Genomic DNA, 21,688 nt, shown 5'->3' with positions numbered 1-21,688 from the left:
CCTCCGCGCGCGATCGGAGCCCGCCGTGAGGCGGGCTCCGTCGATGGTTGCGGAAGAGAGGCGGTCCGCCAGAGTCAGCTGACCATGGTGCTCTGGTTGAAGATCGCGCCGTTCGGCCCGTAGATGTCGGCGTCCGAGAAGTAGTGGCCCGGCGACTTGCGGATCGCGGCCTCGCCGTTGAGAACCTTGTAGCTCAGGTAGCTGACGACGGTCGAACGGATGTCGCTGTACAGCGCCTTGTTGTCGGCCGGCGCGTAATACTGGAGAGCATCGTTCACGTAGCTCACCAGGCCGTCGGTGCGCGAGTACGGAATCCGGCCGACCTGCTTGCTGACCTGGCTGCTCAGGTGGCTGTAGTCGGCGTCGGTCCCCTGGCTGCGGCCGAAAGCGGTCGTCGCCTTGTGGATGTTCACCAGAATGTTGTTATACGCCCGGGTCGTCAGAATGGCCTGCGGCGGGACGTACGTTTGCTCGCCGCCGGGGAGCGTCACGACGATCCCGGACGCGTGATGCGCCCCATTCAGGACCAGCCGGTCTTCGAGACGACCGTCGACCGTAGGCACGAACGCGTGCTTCTTCGTGTTCATCAGATGTAACTCCTGAGCTGTCGAACGAGGTCGGTGTCACGAGCGTCCAGCGATGGCGTGATCGTCGATGACGCCGAAGAGAGTTGCTGTCTCCTAGGAAACTCGCAGGCTCCCCGTTCGCTAGATTCATGCCAAACCCGTCAAGCCCGCAGCCCCCCCCACTTTGAACCTGCGGGAATCCACAGAATATCAAAGCCGGGAGGAACCGAAAGGACCTTCTGGCAACATCCTTAGAATTCTTACAACCTCTCGAATCAATTCAGACCCTATGGCCGTCCGCATTTCGACGAATCTCGGCGCATCCTTGCGCAGGGCGAGGAAGCGAGTGGAACAAGGAGGAGGAGGCCGGAAGCCGTGGGCGATGGGCGTTGTGCGGGACGTCCATGTATACTGTCTGAGATCCGGCCCCTGGGCCGGGTGAGGGGAGATCGGCTCCGCACCGAGAATCGATCCGTCGGATGCGCGTTTCACTCCGATCGTCCGTCGGGAAAGGTATGGAGCCAGGGGAGCGAGGGACGTGGTGGACTATTCGACCTGGTCGCGGCGGGTCGTCGACCTGGCCGGAGCATTAACGAGGCTGGGGGCGGCGGCGGAAGCGGCCGGGATGCCCTCGGCGGCCTCGGCGACGTGGCACGCGAACCTCTACCAGAAGCTGGCGCCCCAGGCGTCGGACGCGCCCTACCTGATCGTGGCTGTGGCCGGCGGGGCGAACATGGGGAAGAGCACCCTGTTCAATCACCTGGTCGGCTTCCCCGCCAGCCGCGTTCACCACAACGCGGCCGAGACCAAGCACCCCGTCGCGCTTCTGCCTGCGGGCTTCCCCGCGCGTCACGACCTGGCGAAGGTCTTCCCCGGGTTCTCGCTCCACCCCTGGACGTCCGAGGACGACGCCGTCGCCGAGGGCTTCCCCGACGGCCTGGTCTGGCGCGAGGATCCCTCCGGGGCGCAGCCCGCGAACCTCGTCCTGCTGGACACCCCGGACGTCGACGCCGCCCTGCCGAACAACTGGCGGCTGGCCGAGATGATCGCCCACGGGGCCGACGTGATCATCGCGCTCCTGACCCAGCAGAAGTACAACGACGAGAAGATCCGCCGCTTCTTTCGGGTCGCCGCCGAGGCCGACAAAACCGTGCTGGCGGTCGTCAACATGGTCGACTGGCCCGAGGACCGCGAGCACTGCCGGGGATGGCTGGAGACCTTCCGCAAGGGGACCGGCGCCGAGCCGCTGCACGCCTATGCCGTTCCTCGCGACCGCAACGCCGTCCGCGATAACCAGTTGACCATCCATCCGCTGACCCCGCGGGCCACCGACCCCCGCGCCGACCTCGCCGAGCTTCAGTTCGCCGAGATCAAGATCCGATCGCTGCGCGGGGCGCTCCGCCAGGCCCTCGACCCCGACGCCGGCATCCCCGCCTATCTCCGCGACCTGGAAAAAGCCTCGGACGAGAGCCGCCAGGCCCGCGCGGTGATCCATCAGAAGGTGCAGACGCGGATCGACCTGCCCCGGCCCCCGGCGCACATCGTCGGCGACGAGATCTGGCGGTGGTTGGAGCCGCGCCGGACGTGGTTCGACCGCAAGGTCCACGGCGCTTACGGCGCGCTCGGCCGGGCGGTCTCGAAGTGGATCCCCGGGAGCGTCGAGCCGGCCGAGGACGAGGCGCGGTTCCTCGCCGAGGAGAAGACCCAGCTCAACCGGGCGTTGGAGACGATCTACGACGACCTGGAAGCGGTGTACCGCGTCGGCGCCCCGGCCCTCCGCAAGGAGCTAGAGCCCCTCATCGCCGGCGACCAGCGACGGCGGGCCTTCGAGGAGCTTCAGCGCCGGCTCGACGCCGCGCCGCTGGCCACGGCGTCTTACCGCGCGGTGATCGCCAGGCGGCTGGAGTCGTTCGAGGCGGAGCACCCCAAGATGATGCGGGCGATCGAGTGGGGCCTGGTGGCGACCGCCGTGGCGCGGCCGGCGTTGACGATCGGCATGTTCGGCGCGGCCGACATCGCGGCGGGGACCGTCTTCCAGGCCGGCGGCCACGCGATCGGCCAGGTCTTCTTCGACGTCGCCGCCGGCTCCGCGCTGACGGCCGGCGGCGAAGGCGCCATCGCCCGCCTCAGCGGCCCCGCGCGAGCCCTGATCGGCGACCTCTTCGCCGCCTTCTACCGCGAACGCGCCGAGCTGCTCGCCCGCGTCGTCGACGACTGCGTCGTCGGCCGCCACCTCGACCACATCGACCGCCTCGCCAGTCTCGGCCGCAGCCCGGACTTCCAAACCGCCTACCGCCTCGCCGCCGAACTCTCCCGCGAGCTGGCGGCCCTGGATGAGCCCGTGCCGGCGACCGAAGGCGTGGCGTGAAAACCAACTTCGACTGAATCAGCAAAAGCGCACTTCAACGCACATCTGGATTGCCATTCAGGCAACCACCGCCTACACTTCTTCGAAAGCGCAGTGCAATACACTTTTCCCCACGAGACGTTCAGCGTGGGTTGAGAAGTAAATAAAAGCGCATAGCAGTACGCACGCCGACAGAGGAAAAGCCCAGACGTGTCTCGCTCAATACCGCTGGAACACATTTCCAGGCAGTGTTGGGGTGCCATGGCCACGCTTGCGTGGCCATGCGATCGGCGATGGTCGTGCAACCGTCCCACGGCGGTTCATGGCCACGCAAGCGTGGCCTTGGTACCCAGGTCCGACCCTCTTTGACGGTGTCGAGCGGGGGGTGTCAGAATCCATGACGAACCACGAAATAGGGGAGAGGCTCCGCCAGCGGCGGAAGAACCTGCGCCTGCGTCAAAGGGACCTCGCCGAACTCGCCGGGGTGACGCTGCGAGGCCTGACCGACCTCGAGAACGGCCGGGCGAATCCGACGATCAACCAGCTTGCCAAGATCGCGGATGTCCTGGGCCTGGAACTGCAACTGGCGGAAAAGTCGATCGATGCGTCAAGCTAACGTGTACTGCCGGGGAGTGTTCGCGGGCGTGCTGACCAAGGGCCACGCCGGCGTCTACCGCTTCCAGTACGCGCCGGGCTATCTGGTCGATCCCAGGCTCCCCGCCATCAGTCTCTCCTTCCCCAAGCGGGAAGCCCCCTTCGAGTCATCGATCCTCTTCCCGTTCTTTTTCGGATTGATGGCGGAAGGAGAGGACAAGGCGTTCCAGTGTCGAGCCCTGAAGATCGACGAGGACGACCATTTCACGCGGCTCCTGAAGACCTGCGAGGTGGAGACGATCGGAGGCGTTACGGTCGAGGAGGTGGCCTCGTCATGACGCGGTGCCCGGGCTGTCTCAAGGCCGATCAGGCGACCTTCTGCGCCCCGTGTCGCAAACGACTCTTCGACGGCAAGAAAGTCCCCTTCGAGCTACCCTTCTCGCGCCCGGATTACGATCGAGCGAAGCGCGAGGACGTTTCCGGACGGATGTCGATATCGGGCGTCCAGACCAAGATTCCGCTCGCCCTGAGAGACGGCAAACTGGAGATGGCGGCGGCGGGTGGACAGTATATCCTCAAGCCCAGGCCGCATGGGTCGTTCGATCGGCTGGACATGGTCCCGATCAATGAGCACCTGACGATGCAGATCGCCCGCCGGGTGTTCAAGATCGCCGTGGCGGAGAACGCGCTGGTATCCTTCAGCGATGGGGAGGTCGCGTACCTCGTACGCCGTTTCGACGTCCAGGCTGATGGCAGTCGCTTGCTCCAAGAGGATTTCGCCCAGATCGCGTCCAGGTCCGAGGAGACTCACGGCAAGAACTACAAGTACGACTTCTCCTACGAGGAAATCGGCCGACTGATCCGACGCTACGTCCCCACGTCCAAGGTGGATCTGGAACGGTATTTCGCGCTGGTGGCCTTCAACTACCTCGTCCATAACGGCGACGCCCATGCGAAGAACTTCTCGCTCATCAGGAGCAACCTGACCGGCGCGTACGCCCTGACTCCGGCTTACGACCTGCTGAACACGCGGTTGCACCTGCCGGGGGAGTCGCAAACCGCCCTCGATCTGTTCGCGGATGGATTTGAGACGGAGAGCTACAAGGCGAACGGCTTTTACGCCTACGATGACTTCGTGGAGTTCGCCCGGAGGCTCGATCTCGTCGAGACCCGTTCCAGGCGCATCCTCGAAGCCTTCATCGCCAAAAGGCCCGACGTGTTTTCCCTCATCGATTCCTCGCGGCTTTCGGACGAGTGCAAGGAATCGTACAGGAAGCATGTCGACGATCGAACCAAGGCCTTTTCCTATTCTTACTCCGATTCGCGAAGATAGGTGACCCTGCCAATGGCCGACCGATTCACCAAGGCGGATTGGGAGCGCGAGCATCTGCTCGCCGGCTTCGATCGTCTGCACCAACGGCTGACGGCCTGGGCGAAGGACGCGCCGGTTTGGCCGCCCTTTGAAGAGGCGAAGGGGCTGGTCGCTCGGCTGGACGCTCGGCTGTGCGTGCCGGAGATCGACCTCGACCGCGCGCTGGTGGTCGGGTTCATGGGCGGGTCGGGGACGGGGAAGAGCACGCTCTTCAATGCGCTGCTGGGAAGGCGGGTCAGCCGGGCGGGGAAGGAGTTCCGGCCGATGACGCGACGAGCGGTCGTCGCCTGCCATCCCGACGTCGACCCTTCGTTCCTCGGGCTGGGCGAGGACTCCATTGAGATCCATCGCCTGAACATCCCCTTGCTCGAACAGATGATCCTGATCGACTGCCCTGACCCGGACACGCAGGACCCGGAAGACGGGCAGGGGGGTGAGCGGCATCTGGACATCCTCCGCGCGGTGATGCCCCACTGCGACGTGATGGTCCACACGGCGACCTCGCAGAAGTACAAGTCGCACGTCGTCGGCCAGGAGCTGAAGCGGAACGCGCCGGGGCGGCAGATCCTGTTCGTCCAGACGCACGCGTCGGTCGACCACGACAACCGGCCCGACCTCCGCCGCTACCTGGATACGCTCGGCCTGCGCGTGCCGGAGGTCTTCCGCCTGGACGCCGCCGAGGCCCTCAAGGCCCAGGAGCGCGGCGAGCCCGTTGACGCAGACTTCGCCAAGTTCCGCGACCTGCTGGAGCACGAACTGGCCAGCCGCGCCCGGCACCGGATCCGACGCGCCAACCTGCTGGGCCTCTACGGCTGGCTGCTGGGGGCGATCCGCACGCCCGTCGACGCCGGCATGGCGAAGGTAGCCAAGCTGGAATCCGCCATGGCCCACGAGCGCGCCCGGCTCTCCGCCAAGATCGCCGCCAAGATGTCCGAGCGGATCGACGCCAACCGCCGGCTCTGGCGGTCCCGGGTCCTGCGGCAACTCAACCAGACGTGGGGCGCGGGCCCGCTGGCCTCGCTGATCGGCCTCTGGTCGGCGGCCGGGACGCTGATCCGATCGTTGATCCTCCTCCGCGCCCGGACGCCCACGCAGGCGATCCTCGCGGGCGGCTGGACGGCCGTGTCGATGGTCGGCGAGAAATGGCGCGAGAGCCGCGCCGCCGCCGCGCTGACGGCCGAGGCCGACCTCGGCCTGACCGAAGGCGACCTCGCCCACGCGCGGACGGTCCTGCAAGGCTACGAGAACGAGGCCCAGATCCGCCCCGCCCCCGGCGACGACGGCGGCGACTTCTCCGCCGAGCAGCTCGCCACAGTCGCCGTCGACGTCTACCGCCGGCTCGACGCCGAGATCAATGAGGTCGTCGAGAAGCGCGTGGCCCGCCTGGCCGGCAAAACCACGCACCTCGTCTTCGAAGTCCTCTTCGCCCTGCTCCCGGCCTGGCTCGTCCTGCACATGGCCAAGAATTTCTTCTATGACCACATGATCCAGGGTTCGCAGTTGCTCGGCCTGGACTTCGTCTTCCAGGCGCTCTTCTGGTGCCTCCTGTGGGGCGTGGCGATCGGCGCGATCCTGCTGCACCGGCTCAACCGGGGGCTCGACCAGGACCTGAAGGCCGTCGTCGAGCGCCTGGCGAAGGCCCCGCTGCTGGACTCCCTCTGCCGAGACGCCGCCGAGGCCTGCGCCTCGGTCCGGACCCACGCCGAGGCCCTCTCCGCCCTCGACCGCGACCTGACCGACCTGGAACGCCGCGTGGGAGGCGTCGTCGACCTGGGCCTGGGCGCCCTCCGCGTCGAACAGCCCCCCGCGGAGGCGCTGGTCTTGCGCAAAGCGGCGCTGATCTCAGAGCCGGCTTCCTGAGCCGTCATCCCCGCGCCGCCACCTGACAACCCGCCACTTTTCTTGAGCCCACTCACACACCGGACGAGGAGCTGACCTGGGTGCCATGGCCACGCTTGCGTGGCCATGCGATCGGCGACGGTCTCGCGGTCCTCCCACACCGGTTCATGGCCACGCAAGCGTGGCCATGGCACCCGCGCTGATCTCGGAGCCGTCCTGAACCGTCACCCCCGCGCCGCTCCGGTAAAGCCGCCGGCGACGAAGCCGGCGGCCAGCGCACCGATCTGCCACGAACGCTCGACGGTCGAGGTGTCGTTCCACGTCGGCCCCCAGAGGGCGAGCATGATCGGAACCGCGAGGAACGAACCGACGACCGCCCCCCGGAACATCGGCGCGAGGTCCCATCCCCGCGCCTGCTCCAACCGACGGACCACCCACCCCGCCGACACCCCCAGCAGCAGACTGATCGCGCCGCCGATCAGGAACTCGCCCAGCCCCACGAACCAGGGCGACGCCAGGCCGGCGAGCGGCCCCAGTGGTCGGAACCGTCCCAGCGCGATCCACCGCGCGATCATCCCCGAGACCGGCACGGTGACGATGGCCGTCGCATAGTGGAAGCCCTCCATCCGACGACGACGGATCACCCCCTCGAAGAAGATCCAGAGCATCACCGCCAGCAGCGGCCCGAACGCCCCCACGTACCCCGGGTTCCGCCCTCGCAGGAACGCCAGTCCGAACGCCACGAGTCCGACCCCGGCCATCGCCGCGCCGATCCCCATCCGCTCGGGCTCCTTCGACGGCCGCTTCCGGGAACTCACCCTGGGCATCTCGTCTCTCCGCCACTCTGACATCCGTCGTGGAGCATCACTCTACTCCCCTCGTCCGACATCCGTCAACGGACGCTCGGAATCGTCGACCGCGATCGACTGGACCATTGCGGCAGCGGGCTGGGCGCGATATTACGAAACGGAATTTCGTATCACCGGCCTGAGCCTCCCTCTCCGGAAGGGCTTCGTCATGCGTCGAGTCCGCGGGTTCACGTTGATCGAGTTGCTCGTCGTGATCGCCATCATCGCGGTGTTGATCGCCTTGCTGTTGCCGGCGGTGCAGGCGGCGCGAGAGGCGGCGCGGCGGATCTCTTGCGTGAACAACCTGAAGCAGATCGGCCTGGCGTTCCACGGCTATCACGATGCCCACACCAAGCTGCCGATGGGCTACGTCTTCGCGACGAATTACAGCCGAGGGGGGTTTGGCTGGGGGGCGATGATCCTGCCGGGGGTGGAGCAGCGGGCCCTCTTCGATTCGGCGAATTACAGCCTGCCGCTCTGGAACGGGGTGAACTCGACGACGGCGACGACTCCGATCTCGTTCTACCTCTGCCCGTCGGACGAGACCTCGCCGGGGAAGTTCCTGGAGCGCGACGGCTTCCGCTACGCCGATTCCAGCTACGTCGCCTCGTTCGGCCCCGGGAGCATGGACGCCGACCCGACGGACCGTCGGGGCCTCTTCCAGCGCAACACGGTGGTGAGCTTCAGCGACGTGACCGACGGCCTCTCGCAAACGCTCGCGGCCTCCGAGCGGCACAACGGGACGTTCGCCGTGGAGATCGGCTCGCACGACCACTTCGACGCCGAGACCGTCTGGATCGGCGCCGTGAAGGAGGAACCGGACGACGACCACGCCCACACGACGCTCTTCCAGTCCAGCCACGTCCCCAATTCCCGCGACATGAACGACCAGGACGCCGCCTGTCGACACCCCGGCGGCATCAACATGCTCTTCGGCGACGGCTCCGTCCGGTTCCTCAAGGCGTCGATCAACCTGTCCATCTACCAGGCCCTCTCCAGCCGAGCGGGGGGCGAGGTCGTCGGGGCCGACGCCTACTGACGTGAAGCGACGGATCTCGGAATTCCGAAGCGGGGTTCAATAATCGCGCCGCGGCGACGAAGCCACGAGCAAAAGGAGGGTGCGATGATGAATCCCCCAACGTACGCGGCATCCGATCGACGAGATCAGATACTCACGCGGGCTCTGGCAGTGATCCTCTTCGGCCTGGCGGGGCTGATGGGGTTGATTCTGGCCGTCGGCACGGCTGCGTCGCTGGCCTCGGGCCGGTGGGGGATCCTGACGGCCGTCGCCGTGGTCGGCCCGATTCTGGTCCTTGCCTTCTGGGTCGCCAGGCTCCTCTGGGCGAACCGCCCGATCCCGGTTCCGCCGTGGGTCGTCGGCGTCTTGTTGATGATCTGCCTGCCGATCGCCGCCGTCCAGTTCGCCATGGCGGATCAGTGGCTCGTAGCGACCTTCATCCTCATCTACGGAGTCCCGGCGCTGCCGCCGATGTTCGCCATGGTTTCACGCAAGACCGCCAAGCCCAAGCCCAAGCCGAAGGTGTTCGACGACCTCGCGTGAGCGCTCAGGCGTCAGAGACTCGTTCCAGCACGGCCCAGTAGTCAGGCAGGCCGTCCTCGACGTCGCGGCGGGCTTCGCGAGCCTCGCGATAGGCGGGCAGGAGCGAGACGACGAAGGCGGGGAGGACCATAGCGAGGCTGACGGGGAGCGCCGTAACGCGCCACTCGCGCCAGCCCATCAGGGCCAGGCCGATCATGCCGGCGATCGCCCCCAGGCTGCCGATCGGCAGCAGGAACCGCCGCATGATTCCGTCGAGCCAGACCGCCGCGCCGGCGACCCGCCCGCGCAGGCGGTCCTCGACGATCCCCTCGGGATAATCGGCCACGAAAAGCCGGAGCCGGTACGTCCCGGGCGGTACGTCGGCGTACTCGCCCATGTGCGGGTGTTTGGCCAGGAACGAACCGTCGTCGCGGAAGCCGTACTCAATCCCGGCGAAGAACAAGCGGTTGCGGACGATCAGTCGGTCCGCCTCGTCCACAAGCCGGAGGAAGTCGGCGACATCCTCCGGCGGCTCCTCGCCGACGCAGAGGCCCAGCGAGTACGAGCCGTTCCCGCCGGGCTCCAGCCGGAAGAGCCTCCCCTCACGGGCCGCCTCCTCCAGAGTTTGCGCCGCCTCGCCGCGGGTCCTCTCGTCGAAATCCTCCGGAAGGGCCTGAGGATCGAACAGAAGCATGCCGGCGGCGTCGGTGCCGCCCTTGAGAATGTGGATCATCGACCACCCTTCGGCCCACGGCTCTCCGCCTGGGCGAACCACTCGCCCAGGGCGAGGCGAAAGCCAGGGACGACCTCGCCGCCCTCGAGCACGTCGGCCGCCGTCAGCACCACCGCCGGCGCTGTGGGCGAGCCGTACACGCGAACCTCGCGCTTGCGAGGGTCGACGAGCCAGACCAACCGCACGCCGGTTCGGAAATACTCGTCGAGCCTTCGAGCCATTTCGCCCGGGGTGTTCGTCCTTTTGAGAACCTGAACCGCCAGGTCCGGGGCCACTGTGAGGCATTCGCCCCGGGCGTTCGATCTGGGATTACGTTCCCAGGAGATGAAGGACAGGTCCGGCTGTCGGACCTGTTGACGCCCTAGACGAACCGGCCCGTTGGGGCCCATGACCATCCCGAGGTCATGCTTCAGGACGTGGCCGTACAGGTAACAGCACAGGAGGGCTGTCCAGCACGACTCCTCCGAACCCGTCGCCTTCTCAACCAGGACGCCGTCGATAAGTTCATACAACCGATCGTCACGCCTCTCCGCCGCAATCCGGTCCCGCTCCGTCGCCATGCCCGGAAATGGATCCAGGCGCACGCGCTCAGCGGGAATATCGCCGAGGCGCTTCAGCAGGTCGGCGACGGTCGCGAATCGCGGCGTCGTCTTCTTCGAGGTGGAGACCGGCATGGGCGTTCCTCCGGGCGACGGACGGGGAGTCCCTGGATTCTGGCCCGGAACCGCCATGATGGCAAGTCGTCCCTTCTCCCCTCGGGAGAAGGTGCCGCGCAGCGGCGGATGAGGGTCACCGGAGCGCGGAGGGCATGTCGGCCTTGCTAGCGGCAAACCCAGGCCATGCGTCCAGGTCCGACGACCCTCACCCGGCCCTTCGGGCCACCCTCTCCCGGCGGGAGAGGGAACCAGAGGTCGCAGCTTGCAAGACTCACCCAAACCAGGGGCGTTCGCGCTTCTGGCTGCGTTTCAGGGCCTTGACGGCGATGCTGACGTCGTCGGCGACCTGGAAGTCGAACATGCCGGCGATGATGAAGTCGGCCCCGTGGGAGTAGGCGAACTGGAAGCCGACCTGGGGCGTCAGAGCGCCGGCGGCCATGACCTTGAAGGCGAGCCAGGGCTTATTGGCGGCCTTCATGACCTCCTCGGTGCGGGTCGGGCTGACGCAGAAGATGTTGTCGTGGTACTTGTCGTGGTCCTGGCTGTATTCGCGATACCAGCACCACTCGTCGCGAGCCTCCGGCGGCGAGGCCGACCAGTAGGCGTCGGGGTGGAACGTCTTGACGTAATAGTCGGGGTTCCAGCCTTCCTTCTCGCTGGCGATCGTCGTCTCCAGCGAGTGGCTCCCCACGCCGGCGGGAACGCCCGCCGCCTTGATCATCTCGACGTACTTCGCCACCACGTCGAGCTTGCCGTTCATCACGCAGCGGTCGGTGAACATGCCGTGGGTGTAAAGCGCGGCCACGCCCCGACCCACCATCTCCTGAATCTGGTCCTTCACCCTGACCGGGTCGTTGAAATCGGCGTCGACGCAGAGGATCGCCTGCATCTTGCCGCCGTGTTCTCGGTTGTACTTTTCGATATAAGGATAGCAGCCCGTGTTGAACTGGACGGTGTTGATGCCGGACCTCTCGGCCAGGGCCAGCGTCTCGAAGATCCGGTCGTCGGTGTTGTACTCGCGGAGCAGCCGCGAGACGTAGAGCAAATCGCGGCTGTGCGCGAAGCCGCCGACGAGGTTCCCCCCCATGATCAGCCGGCTGATCTCCAGCTTGCCGAGCCGGCCGCGGGGCAGGGGATCCCCCTTGTAGACGGGCCGCGCCGGCGCGTCGACCTTCCCCTCGTCGACCGCCGCCCCCAGGATCGTCTCCTCACGACTCAGCGCCGCCCCGGCGCCAGCCGCCCCCAGGAGCGTCGCATTCAAAAATCGCCGCCGATCGGTGCGGTCCGCCATGGTCGGACCTCCATGCTGCAAGCGGGTGGGGACGAGCCCCCGGCGCAGCCTCGCGTCGCGAAAAGCCCGTTTCCCACAGCATGCACCATGCGACTTCACCAATCAAGACGGTTTTGTCAGAAACAATCGACACAACTCACCAGTGATTCGCTGGAGGGGTTTTGTAGGGCGTATGCCGGTAGTACTTGGGCCGGCTGTCCAGGCGCACGTGCAGCCAGGAAACGCCGAGTCCGGCGGTGCTCAGCCACAACGGCACCTCCCCCAGCCTCTCCAGGACGCTCGCGCCGACCTGTCGCCAGAGTTCGTCGACCTGCGAGTCGTCGGCGGCCTTCATGAACCTCGCGAGGTGGGCGAAGTCGCGGCCCGACCTTGGGCAAGGAACGATGAGTAGGGAATCTCCTCCAAGGTTTGAGAAGGCGACGACGCTACAGTCGCTGGTGAGGTGCTCGGCGAAGGGACTGGGATCCGGAGTCAGCCTGCGGAGGAGAGGGCTCTCAACCAACACACACTCAAAGGGTCGCGAAGACGTCGTCGCCGTTACGGGTGGGCACTCCCAGCAGTACGCATCCATGGGCACGCTTCGGAGCGCCCCAATCCACGCCTCACGAAACGCCTTCTCGTTGGAAAGCCGCGTCAGCATGTCGCCGAAGGACAGGTCGACGCCGTCCTGGCCTGTGATCCGCCAGCGTACCAGATCCGCTCTGGGGCTCTCGCTCTCCAGTCGCCACACGATTTCATCTCCCCGCGCGACGCGCCCGGGCGCGGGCGAGAGTCCCCCAAACGTCCAGCGGGATCAACTCGCCGCGCTCGATTTGCTCGAGTCCAATCCGCACCTCTTGCCGGAGACGCTCAAGACACGCTTCGCGGAGGCGGTCGCGGTCTTGGGAAGGCTCTCCATCATTCTTATCCGGCGTCGGGGAGGCGGTCACCAGGTTCGCTCCGATGCAGGAGGACCGTTCCGGCGAGGAGAAATCGGACGATGTCGCCGTGTCGTCCTACTATACCCTCGTGAGCGCCGCCTTCGGCGGTCTCGCCGACGGCCGTCCTTGATGCGCCTTCGTATTTATTCGCACACTTGACGGCGACCGTTCGTACACCTACTAGATTACTACGGTAGCGGGTCGAGCATAGGGAAGGGAGGAGGCGAAAGGATGGCGGAACGACAAACACTGCCGGTGCTGCCTTTGCGGGGCACCGTGATTTATCCGGGGCTGACGGTGCCGATCGGAGTGGGTCGGCCTGGTACGCTGCATGCGATCGAGGCGGCGCTGAAGGAGAACCGGGAGGTCTTCGCGGTCGCCCAGCGCGAGAACGTCGACGAGCCGACGACCGACCAGCTTTACACGATGGGCGTGGTCGGGAAGATCGGCCAGGTCCAGCGCGGGCTGGGGGGCGTCCAGCTCTTGCTCCAGGGCGAGCACCGCGCCGTCGTGCTCAACTATCACGACGATCAGGACTATCTCACCGCCGACCTCATGCCGATCGCCGAGGTCCCGCCTCTCGACGAGAACGACGCCGCGTTCGCCGCGTTGTACAAGGAAACCCGCGAGCGGGCGATGGAGCTGGGCGAGCGTCGCGGCCTTCCCGACGAGGTGCTGCACCAGGTTCTCGACTCGGTCACCGAGCCCGGCCGGTTCGCCGACCTCGTGGCCGGCTACGTCGAGCTGCCTGTGGCCGACAAGCAGTTGCTGCTGGAGACCCTCGGCGTCGAGGAGCGGCTGCGCCGTGTCCTCATCCAGATGCAGCGCCAGATCGGCATGCTCGCCGCGCAGGCCGAGATCAAGTCGCAGGTGCAGGAAGAGCTGGGCGAACGCCAGCGCGAGATGTTCCTGCGCGAACAGCTCAAGGCCATCCAGAAGGAGCTGGGCGACGACGACCAGTCGCGTGAGATGATCGAGCTGCGCGAGAAGCTCGGCAAGCTGGAACTCCCCAAGGAGGGCCGCGCCGAGGTCGAGCGCGAGCTGGGCCGACTGGAGCGCTCAGGCCGCGAGTCGATGGAAGCGCAGGTCATCCGCACCTACCTGGAGTGGATCGCCGAGCTCCCCTGGAACACGCGGTCGGACGACGACCTGGACCTCAAGCACGCCACCGAGGTTCTCGACAACGACCACTACGGGCTGGAGGACGTCAAGGACCGCGTCCTGGAGTTCCTGGCCGTGCGCCAGCTCCGCGCCAAGAAGGTGGCCGAGGAGGTCGAGACGTCCGGCGAGTGCGCCGCGTCGAAGCTGAAGGACGCCAAGGAGACCGCCACGCCGTCGCTGGCCGCGAAGGTCGACGACGACAAGACGATCACCGACGGCAAGGAGGCGAAGGCCAAGGCGATGGCCCGCGGCCCGATCCTGCTGTTCGTCGGCCCGCCGGGCGTGGGAAAGACGTCGATCGCCAAGTCGATCGCCCGGGCGCTGGGGCGGAAGTACGTCCGCGTCGCACTCGGCGGCATCCGCGACGAGGCCGACATCCGCGGCCACCGTCGAACGTATGTCGGCGCCATGCCGGGCCGGATCATCCAGGGCCTCAAGCAAGCCGGGACCAAGAACCCCGTCTTCCTGCTCGACGAGGTCGACAAGCTGGGGATCTCCCACCAGGGCGACCCCGCCAGCGCGCTGCTGGAAGTCCTTGACCCGGCGCAGAACGATACGTTCACCGACAACTACATGAACATCCCGTTCGACCTGAGCGAGGTGCTCTTCGTGGCCACGGCGAACTTCATCCAGAACATCCCCGGCCCGCTTCTGGACCGGATGGAGGTGGTGGACTTCGCAGGCTACACCGAGCGCGAGAAGGCCGAGATCGCCAAGACGTACCTGATCCCCCGGCAGCTTGAGGAATCGGGCCTGATGGACTCCGGCGTGACGTTCAGCGAAAAGGCCGTGGCGGCGGTCGTCAGCGAGTACACCCGCGAGAGCGGCGTCCGCCAGCTGGAACGCCAGATCGGCGCCGTGACCCGCAAGCTGGCGCGAAAGCTCGCCGCCGGCCAGACCGTCGACCTGACCATCGACGCGGACGACGTCCACGACCTGCTGGGTCGGCCCCGGGTTCACCCGGAGCACGTCAGCGAGGGGCCGGAAGTCGGCGTGGCCACGGGCATGTACTACACCCCGGCCGGCGGCGACATCATGTTCGTCGAGGCCGCCGTCCGCCGGCTCCAGTCCGGTCGCAAGCCCGAAGAGGGCGACGGGACCTACGCGGGCCCCGGCAGCGTCGGCCTGATCCTGACCGGCCAGCTCGGCGACGTAATGAAGGAATCGGCGCGGGCCGCCGTGACCTACGCCGCGACCAACGCGCGGGCCCTGAAGATCCCCGACGACCGGACGGGCCCGATCGAGGTCCACATCCACGTACCTGCGGGCGCCATCCCCAAGGACGGCCCCTCGGCGGGCGTGGCGATGGCCTCGGCGATCGTCTCGGCCCTGACCAACCGCCCGGTGCGCAGCGACGTCGCCATGACGGGTGAGATCACCCTGCGAGGCCGCGTCCTGCCGATCGGCGGCGTGAAGGAAAAAGTCCTCGGCGCCCACCGCGCCGGGGTCAAGGAGATCATCCTCCCCAAGAAGAACGAGGCCGACCTCGAAGACATCCCGGCCGACGTCCGTGAGGCCTTGGTTTTCCACTGCGTCTCGAACCTCGACGAGGTCTTCGCCATCGTCTTCGAGCCGTCGTCCTCGCCAGTCGAGCCTCGGGTCCTGGAACCCGTGGGCTGATTCCAGACGCTTCCGATCGTGAAGATGCCAAACCGGGCGAGAGCAGGGAATCCTACCTGCTTCGTCCGGTTTTTTCGTTCGCAGATTCAAATAAGCGGTTTTTGCATATCCAAACTACTATCTTGGATTCTGGGCCAGGGCCTGCTACTCTCCGGGGCATCCCAATTCCCTCGCATCCTTTCCGGAGACAGATCATGATCCGCATCGTCGGGACGTCATTCGTATTGGCCCTCGTCCTGGCCGCCCCCTCGGTCTCTCAGGCTGCACTGATCACGTACTTTGCGACCCTGAGCGGGCCGGCCGAGAGCCCGCCGAACGCGTCGCCCGGCACGGGCTTCGCTCAGGTGGATTTCGACCTGGCCGCCCACTCCCTCCACATCTCCGTCACCTTCAGCGGGCTGTTGGGCACCACGACGGCCTCGCACATCCACGCCGCGACGACCGTGCCGGGAACCGGGACGGCGATCGTCGCCACCCAGGTTCCGACGTTCAGCGGCTTCCCCCTGGGCGTGACGTCCGGCACCTACGACCAGACGTTCGACACCAGCCTCGCCTCGTTCTACAACCCCGCCTACGTCACGGCCAACGGCAATACCGTCCCCCTCGCGGAAGCGGCGTTCGCGACCGCCCTGGCGGAAGGCCGCGCCTATCTGAACATCCACACGACGTTCGCCCCGGGCGGCGAAATCCGAGGCTTCCTCGCGCCTATCCCTGAGCCCTCAAGCATCGCCCTGCTGGGGTGCGGCGCGATCGGCGTCCTGGCCCTCAGCCGTCGCCGCAAGGCCCGCGCATAAGCGTCTAAAACGACCGAAACCGTCCATCAGTCGAGCCGGATGGGAACGGGCCCAGCCCGACCGATCCGGCTCTCTCGTTTCGAAGTCGTTCTGGATCAAGCTTGGCTCTTGGAGACCTCCTCGCCGCGATTCGCGTCCTACGCTTTGAGCAGGACCGTGCGCGATGCGGTCGCGGTCGAAGGTTCATTCGAAGAGACGCTTGTACCATGATGAAAGCCATCTTTCGATCACTCGCGGTCGCCGTCGTGATCCTCGGTTCGGCGAGCGACGTTGCGCTCGCCTGCACGCGGTGCGTGTATCTCGGCCCCGATCACGGGGTGCTCGTGGCCCGGTCGTTCGACTGGATGGAGGACACCCGGACGAACCTCTACGCGCTGCCTCGGGGCGTGAAGCGGGACGGGGCGGCCGGGTCGAACTCGTTCTCGTGGACGAGCAAGTACGGCAGCGTGGTCGCCACGATGTACGAGATCGCGAGCGTCGACGGCATGAACGAGAAGGGGCTCGTCGCCAACATCCTGTACCTGGCCGAGTCCGACTACGGCAAGGCCGACGGCTCGAAGCCGACCCTCTCGATCAGCCTGTGGACCCAGTACGTGCTCGACCAGTTCGGGACCGTCGCCGAGGCCGTGGAAGCCCTCCGCAAGGAGCCCTTCCGGGTCGTCGCCCCGATCCTGCCCAACGGCAGCCCGGCGACCGGCCACCTGGCGATCACCGACCCGACCGGGGACACCGCGGTCTTCGAGTACATCGGCGGCGTCCTCAAGATCCACCACGGCCGGGAGTACCCGGTGATGACCAACTCGCCGACGTTCGACAGGCAGCTCGCGATCAACGGCTACTGGGACGCGATCGGCGGCGACGTCATGCTGCCGGGCGGGATCCGCGCCGCCGACCGTTTCGTGCGGGCGTCGTACTTCATCAAGACGATCCCGCCGATCTCCGATGAATCGCGGGCGCTCGCGACGATCTTCAGCGTGATCCGGAGCGTCTCGGTCCCGCTGGGGATCACCACGCCGGGAGAGCCGAACATCGCCAGCACGGTCTGGCGGACGGTCCACGACGCGAAGGACCGAACCCTCTACTTCGACTCCGCCACCAGCCCGACGGTGTTCTGGGTGAAGCTCTCGGAAATCGACTTCGCGGAGGGCTCTCCCGTCAAGAAGCTCACACTGTCCGATGGGACCACGTACAACGGCGACGCCTCGACCTCGTTCCGCAGGTCGGAGCCGTTCACGTTCCTCCCCGCCAAGGTCGACTGAGCGCCGTCCGTCCGATTCAAGAGCGGGCGCGGAACCAGTCGTAGACGTGGGAGCAGTCGCCGAACGTCTTGCGGGCGGGGAGCCCGCCGGGGCCGACGTGGTCGAAGTGGTCGCGGACGACGGCCAGCCGGGTTGGGTCGACGATGTGGCCCGGCTGGCGGCCGGCGGCGACGGTGGGGAGTCCGTCGCCGGCCTGGTTCCAGCCGATGAGCATCCAGCCCCGGGGCGTCAGCAGTCGTCGGATCGTCTCGATCGTCTCGGCCTGCTCGACCTCGGAGTCGATCCCGAAGCCGAACGGGCCGTTGGCCAGGACGACGTCGATCGAGGCGGGGTCGAAATGCTTGTCGGCCTCGCGAACGTCACCCAGGACGTGGCGGCCGGGCCGGGCCAGCGGGACCACGTCCGGGTTGAAGTCGATCGTCCAGTACTCGCAGGTCTCAGGATAGAACGTGTGGTAGTGCTGCGTGTAGGTCTCGACCCCCACATCCAGCACGCGCCGGGGGTCGAGGGCGACCACGGCGGGAAGGATGGACTTCTCCATATAGACGCGGTCGGGGAAGTCGGCGACCGAATCTCTCCGCAGCAGGCTGATCCCGCGATTGCGCAGGCCCTGCGGGATGAGCGAGCGGACTCCCGGCATGCGGCTGATGCGCCGAAGGATCTGATAAGCGCCCATCCGCACTCCCCCTGGACTTCAATCTGCACCGTCGCCCTGTCGACGAGATTCACGAACCCTCGCTCACTCGGCCGCCGGGACGGGCTTGCCGTCCTTCCATTCCACGCGAAGGCGAGCCAGGCTCCAGGTTTTGCCCTTCGTGTCGTTCCCCTGATAGAAGAGATATGTCGACCCGTCGTCGTCGACGAAGACGCCGGGGTGGCCGGACTCGGAGGAGTTCCACGAGCCGGGCGGGCCGTTGGGGAGGAAGGGCTTGTCGCTCAGGCGCTGGAAGTGGACGGCGTCGTCGCTGACGGCGACGCCGATCTGCTGGGGGGCGTTGTTGAACGCGCCGGCGTAGAACATGAAGACCTTGCCGTCACGGGTGCAGAGCGACGCGGCCTCGATGCACTTGCCCTCCCAGGGAAGTTCCGGCTTCAGGAGCGGGCCGTCGACGCTGAGGTCGGTCCAGCCGCCGCTGCCGAACGAATCCGGGCCGGCAGAGGTCGCCACTCCGAGCATCTGAATCTTCATCTCGGGGTCGCGGGTCGCGTAGTAGAGGAAGTACTTCCCCTTCCACTCGAACAGCTCCGCGTCAATCGCCCGGCCGACGCTCCAGGCCCCGGTGGGGTGGAACACGGGGTTGCTCTTGTCGCGGTCGAAGTGGACGCCGTCTTCGGAGACGGCGTGGCAGATGGCGTCGCGGGCGCCGTTGCCGTACGTCTGGTAGAACAGGTGGAGCCGGTCGCCAACCACCCGCGCCCCCGGCGCGCAGATCCCGTTGCGCTCGACCTCCTGCTCGGGGAGGATCTCGCCGACCTTCTTCCAGCTCTTGAGGTCGTCGCTCTTCGCCACGCCGATCGACCACCCCAGCGCGAACCCCTGGGGGCCGGCCTTCATCCCGGGGAGCGAGTAGTACATCCAGTACGCCCCCCGGAACTTCACGACCGAGGGATCCTTGGCGTACGGCTTACCCAACCGCGAGTCGTCCGAGAAGACGATCGGCGACCCCGGAGCAGGGGCCTTGCCGTCCTCGGCGAAAGCCCGCCCCGCCGCCGCGACGAAGGTCAGGGCGACAATCAAACGCCGCGTCGTCATGATCGACATCATCTTCCTCGAACAAGTCCATAACGACCTTCCCCCCTCGCGGGGGAAGGTGGCCGGGAACCGGCCGGATGAGGGGGGGATCGGCGTCGCGTTCAAGGCGAGCATTCGATGGCTATCGAATCCCTGGAGGGGAAGACGGATTTCCCTGAAGGTCCCCGCAATTCGTGGCTGTCAGGAACGTGCCGGTCGTCAACCTCAGGCGAGGGGATCGTCCGCTTTCGAGGCTGGCTTATCCCGGTCCCTACGCCACATCCAATACTCTCTTAGGCCCAACATCGTCCCGACATTCATCACCGAGGGACCCAGGAATGCACCGAGCCTCTTGGAACCGCCCAAGACATCCACAGCAATAAGGCACGCGGCCCCGAGGACAGCGCCAAAAAGGGTCCAACCGATCATGCGAAGGATCAAGACCCTGATCGGCATCACGTCCACCTCGTCAAGCCAGGAGATCGTCCGTGATCGACCTCGTCTTGATCGTCCTTCGAGACCGCAAGCCCATTCGACTCAGGAACGCCGCCGCCGTCAGGCCGCAGAAGGCCATCGGCAGAACCTTGGATGAGAGAATCGAGGGACCGCCGATGGTCTCCGCCGCCCCCTGAAGCAGGGCGCAGCCCAACCCGCACGCGATGCCGACGACGGCCGCACAGGCCACTCTGTACTCAGGTGCGATATAGCCCGAAGTCGGCCCGGTCGTCTTCATCGGCGGCCCCTCATGGGTTCTCAGCTCTCCGCGCCGATCGGCCGGACCCAGATGTTGCGGAAGCGGACGGGGTTGCCGTGGTCCTGAAGGACGATCGGGCCCTTGGGACCGTGCTTCTGGTAGCGGCCGAGGGCCCGGAAGGCGACGGAGCCGATGATCTCCGCGTTGTTCTGGACGACCACGCCGTTGACGATCACCGTGACGTGCGCGGGCTTGTCCACCGAGCCGTCGTCCTTGAACTTGGGGGCGGTGAAGAGGATGTCGTAGCTCTGCCACTCGCCGGGCGGGCGCAGGGCGTTGACCAGAGGCGGGTGCTGGCCGTAGACCGCGCCGGCGTGGCCGTCGGCGTAGGTCGGGTTGTTGAAGTTGTCGAGCACCTGGATCTCATACCGGCCGAAGATCAGGACGCCGCTGTTGCCGCGACCCTGGTCGTTCCCCTTCGGCGGATTGGGCGCGGTCCATTCGAGGTGGATCTGGCAGTCGCCGAACTCCTCGCGCGAGACCAACGAGCCGACCCCCTTCTTGGTCGCGACGGCCGAGCCGTCGACGACCTCCCAGGTCGCGTCGCCGTGGTCGCCGCGCCATTTCGAGAGGTCCTTGCCGTCGAACAGGACGACGGCGTCCGACGGGGCCTGTCCCACGGTGGCGCCCGGGGTGACGACCGGCGGATGGGGACGGTCGGCGTCGTGGACCCGCCACTTGTCCCCGGGGAGATAGGGCGTGTCCTTGTAGCCGGGCTTCTTGCCCTCTTCAATGGCGAGGGCGCCGGCGACGAACGTCGTGGCGACGAGGGGCAGGGCGAGCAGGCGGCGGGGAGGCATGGCGGAGAGTTCTCCGGTCGGTGAGGGTCTGCCAGATCGTTTCTGGGGCGATCGAATCCCCCGGATCAGACGGCTCAAGCATAAGGGGGGAGTCGACCGACTGCAATTTCGACGCCCCTCTCGACCCGCAGCTCATTCCGCGACCGGGAGGACCTCGACCCGGCCGTCGGCGTACATGCGTCTGATGCGGCGGCCCCCGTCGCCGGCCGGATCGTTCGGATCAGGCTGCAATGGAACGACCGAGATCTCCATCACCTCCCAAACCACCGTCGTTCTTCGCCACCATGACACCCCCGCCATGACGACGGCCGCAAGCGCCACCAAGCCGAGCAGCGTCCTCAATCGCGGTCGGAAGACTCGCATGGTCGGTCTCCAAAACGGATCGCGCTTTCGCCGGCGCTGTTGTCGAGGCGTGATCGCACAGGCCGGCTCCAAGCATAAGTCGGAATCCGACCCGCCGCAATTTCCCCGACCCGCCGACTCGCAAAGCCGCTCATCAACCGACGCCCCCACGGCTTCGTTCGCGCGCCTTTTCGTGGCTCCCGACTCCCCGTCGACGACCGATGCGGCCAAAGCCATCACCCCTCCCACGCCCCCGATGCGCCGCCCGCCGCCTTCACGATCGGCTTCGCTTTTGGGTTCGCTCGCCGTCGCATGGAGCCCGAGAACTCAACACAAAACACGCTCGTCAAACCACTTCCGCCGATTCCAAATTTTGGCTCCGTTTGACGAGAAATGGACCGCCGCTCCCACTCAACCGACCGCGGATCTGGGGCGGGCGTCGCGCCGACGTCGCCGCGGCCATACCGTCGGCCGCGATCTCGCAGCCGGCGAGCATCGGGTTCGTTCGCGCAGGTTTTCA

At 66.7% G+C, this 21,688-nt stretch carries 21 protein-coding genes; 10 read left to right on the top strand and 11 right to left on the bottom strand.

The genetic code is table 11. From position 1 onward, the window contains the following. Window positions 1-74 precede the first annotated feature (74 nt). On the bottom strand, window positions 75-587 hold the full coding sequence (locus G5C50_RS28695; RefSeq protein ID WP_165074634.1) for a hypothetical protein: 513 nt from the start codon (window positions 585-587) through the stop codon (window positions 75-77). A 517-nt stretch (window positions 588-1,104) separates the two neighbouring features. Here G5C50_RS28695 and G5C50_RS28690 point away from each other — a divergent pair. From G5C50_RS28690 to G5C50_RS28670, 5 genes are all read left to right on the top strand, one after another. Beyond that, the gene (locus tag G5C50_RS28690; RefSeq protein ID WP_165074632.1) at window positions 1,105-2,934 is read left to right on the top strand and encodes a GTPase; all 1,830 of its coding nucleotides are present in this window, start codon (window positions 1,105-1,107) and stop codon (window positions 2,932-2,934) included. Window positions 2,935-3,310: 376 nt separating this feature from the next. After that, on the top strand, window positions 3,311-3,529 hold the full coding sequence (locus G5C50_RS28685) for a helix-turn-helix domain-containing protein (RefSeq protein WP_165074630.1): 219 nt from the start codon (window positions 3,311-3,313) through the stop codon (window positions 3,527-3,529). Next, window positions 3,516-3,845 carry a HipA N-terminal domain-containing protein gene (locus tag G5C50_RS28680; RefSeq protein ID WP_165074628.1) on the top strand — a complete coding sequence of 110 codons (330 nt, stop codon included), beginning with the start codon at window positions 3,516-3,518 and terminating at the stop codon, window positions 3,843-3,845. The genes G5C50_RS28685 and G5C50_RS28680 overlap by 14 nt, the downstream gene beginning before the upstream one ends. Next, on the top strand, window positions 3,842-4,840 hold the full coding sequence (locus tag G5C50_RS28675; protein ID WP_165074626.1) for a HipA domain-containing protein: 999 nt from the start codon (window positions 3,842-3,844) through the stop codon (window positions 4,838-4,840). Before G5C50_RS28680 ends, G5C50_RS28675 begins: the two co-directional genes overlap by 4 nt. A gap of 12 nt (window positions 4,841-4,852) precedes the next feature. Continuing rightward, window positions 4,853-6,739: a GTPase family protein gene (locus G5C50_RS28670; protein WP_165074624.1), complete on the top strand. Its 1,887-nt coding sequence runs from the start codon at window positions 4,853-4,855 to the stop codon at window positions 6,737-6,739. 203 nt (window positions 6,740-6,942) lie between these two features. On the opposite strand, the gene G5C50_RS28665 is transcribed toward G5C50_RS28670, so the two are convergent. Beyond that, entirely contained in the window at window positions 6,943-7,536 is a 594-nt protein-coding gene (locus G5C50_RS28665) for a hypothetical protein (RefSeq protein ID WP_165074622.1), read from the bottom strand. Between the two features lie 199 nt (window positions 7,537-7,735). Here G5C50_RS28665 and G5C50_RS28660 point away from each other — a divergent pair, with 199 nt between their 5' ends. Both G5C50_RS28660 and G5C50_RS28655 read left to right on the top strand, forming a co-directional pair. Then, complete coding sequence (locus tag G5C50_RS28660; RefSeq protein WP_165074620.1) at window positions 7,736-8,605, top strand: DUF1559 domain-containing protein; 870 nt, start codon at window positions 7,736-7,738, stop codon at window positions 8,603-8,605. 87 nt (window positions 8,606-8,692) lie between these two features. Beyond that, the gene (locus tag G5C50_RS28655; RefSeq protein WP_206107898.1) at window positions 8,693-9,127 is read left to right on the top strand and encodes a hypothetical protein; all 435 of its coding nucleotides are present in this window, start codon (window positions 8,693-8,695) and stop codon (window positions 9,125-9,127) included. Between the two features lie 4 nt (window positions 9,128-9,131). Here G5C50_RS28655 and G5C50_RS28650 read toward each other — a convergent pair whose 3' ends face one another. The 4 genes from G5C50_RS28650 to G5C50_RS28635 form a co-directional block, all read right to left on the bottom strand. Continuing rightward, window positions 9,132-9,839, bottom strand: coding sequence for a hypothetical protein (locus G5C50_RS28650; RefSeq protein WP_165074616.1), 708 nt, complete (start codon window positions 9,837-9,839; stop codon window positions 9,132-9,134). Continuing rightward, window positions 9,836-10,513, bottom strand: a complete 678-nt coding sequence (locus G5C50_RS28645) for a Uma2 family endonuclease (RefSeq protein WP_165074614.1) — start codon at window positions 10,511-10,513, stop codon at window positions 9,836-9,838. Before G5C50_RS28645 ends, G5C50_RS28650 begins: the two co-directional genes overlap by 4 nt. Window positions 10,514-10,766: 253 nt before the next feature. Continuing rightward, window positions 10,767-11,786, bottom strand: a complete 1,020-nt coding sequence (locus tag G5C50_RS28640) for a hypothetical protein (RefSeq protein WP_165074612.1) — start codon at window positions 11,784-11,786, stop codon at window positions 10,767-10,769. A gap of 136 nt (window positions 11,787-11,922) precedes the next feature. Next, the gene (locus G5C50_RS28635) at window positions 11,923-12,516 is read right to left on the bottom strand and encodes a DUF6940 family protein (protein ID WP_165074610.1); all 594 of its coding nucleotides are present in this window, start codon (window positions 12,514-12,516) and stop codon (window positions 11,923-11,925) included. A 421-nt stretch (window positions 12,517-12,937) separates the two neighbouring features. Between G5C50_RS28635 and lon the strand changes: the two genes are divergently transcribed. The 3 genes from lon (at window position 12,938) to G5C50_RS28620 (ending at window position 17,540) form a co-directional block, all read left to right on the top strand. Beyond that, entirely contained in the window at window positions 12,938-15,487 is a 2,550-nt protein-coding gene (lon, locus tag G5C50_RS28630; RefSeq protein WP_165074608.1) for an endopeptidase La, read from the top strand. Window positions 15,488-15,681: 194 nt separating this feature from the next. Next, entirely contained in the window at window positions 15,682-16,281 is a 600-nt protein-coding gene (locus G5C50_RS28625) for a CHRD domain-containing protein (RefSeq protein ID WP_165074606.1), read from the top strand. A gap of 206 nt (window positions 16,282-16,487) precedes the next feature. Next, the gene (locus tag G5C50_RS28620) at window positions 16,488-17,540 is read left to right on the top strand and encodes a linear amide C-N hydrolase (protein WP_206107897.1); all 1,053 of its coding nucleotides are present in this window, start codon (window positions 16,488-16,490) and stop codon (window positions 17,538-17,540) included. 16 nt (window positions 17,541-17,556) lie between these two features. Here G5C50_RS28620 and G5C50_RS28615 read toward each other — a convergent pair whose 3' ends face one another. From G5C50_RS28615 to G5C50_RS28595, 5 genes are all read right to left on the bottom strand, one after another. Further along, the gene (locus G5C50_RS28615) at window positions 17,557-18,216 is read right to left on the bottom strand and encodes a class I SAM-dependent methyltransferase (protein WP_165074604.1); all 660 of its coding nucleotides are present in this window, start codon (window positions 18,214-18,216) and stop codon (window positions 17,557-17,559) included. Between the two features lie 63 nt (window positions 18,217-18,279). Next, window positions 18,280-19,302 carry a family 43 glycosylhydrolase gene (locus G5C50_RS28610; protein WP_206107896.1) on the bottom strand — a complete coding sequence of 341 codons (1,023 nt, stop codon included), beginning with the start codon at window positions 19,300-19,302 and terminating at the stop codon, window positions 18,280-18,282. Window positions 19,303-19,741: 439 nt separating this feature from the next. Beyond that, complete coding sequence (locus tag G5C50_RS28605; RefSeq protein ID WP_165074600.1) at window positions 19,742-20,005, bottom strand: hypothetical protein; 264 nt, start codon at window positions 20,003-20,005, stop codon at window positions 19,742-19,744. 20 nt (window positions 20,006-20,025) lie between these two features. Then, window positions 20,026-20,826, bottom strand: coding sequence for a 3-keto-disaccharide hydrolase (locus G5C50_RS28600; RefSeq protein ID WP_165074598.1), 801 nt, complete (start codon window positions 20,824-20,826; stop codon window positions 20,026-20,028). Between the two features lie 132 nt (window positions 20,827-20,958). After that, a complete protein-coding gene (locus G5C50_RS28595) occupies window positions 20,959-21,189 on the bottom strand; it encodes a hypothetical protein (protein WP_165074596.1) in 231 nt (76 codons plus the stop codon). Window positions 21,190-21,688: the final 499 nt, after the last annotated feature.

The organism is Paludisphaera rhizosphaerae (genome assembly GCF_011065895.1).
Lineage (GTDB): Bacteria > Planctomycetota > Planctomycetia > Isosphaerales > Isosphaeraceae > Paludisphaera > Paludisphaera rhizosphaerae.
The sequence above is the reverse complement of the archived record's forward strand: the minus strand, read 5'-3'. Positions and strand labels throughout refer to the sequence as shown.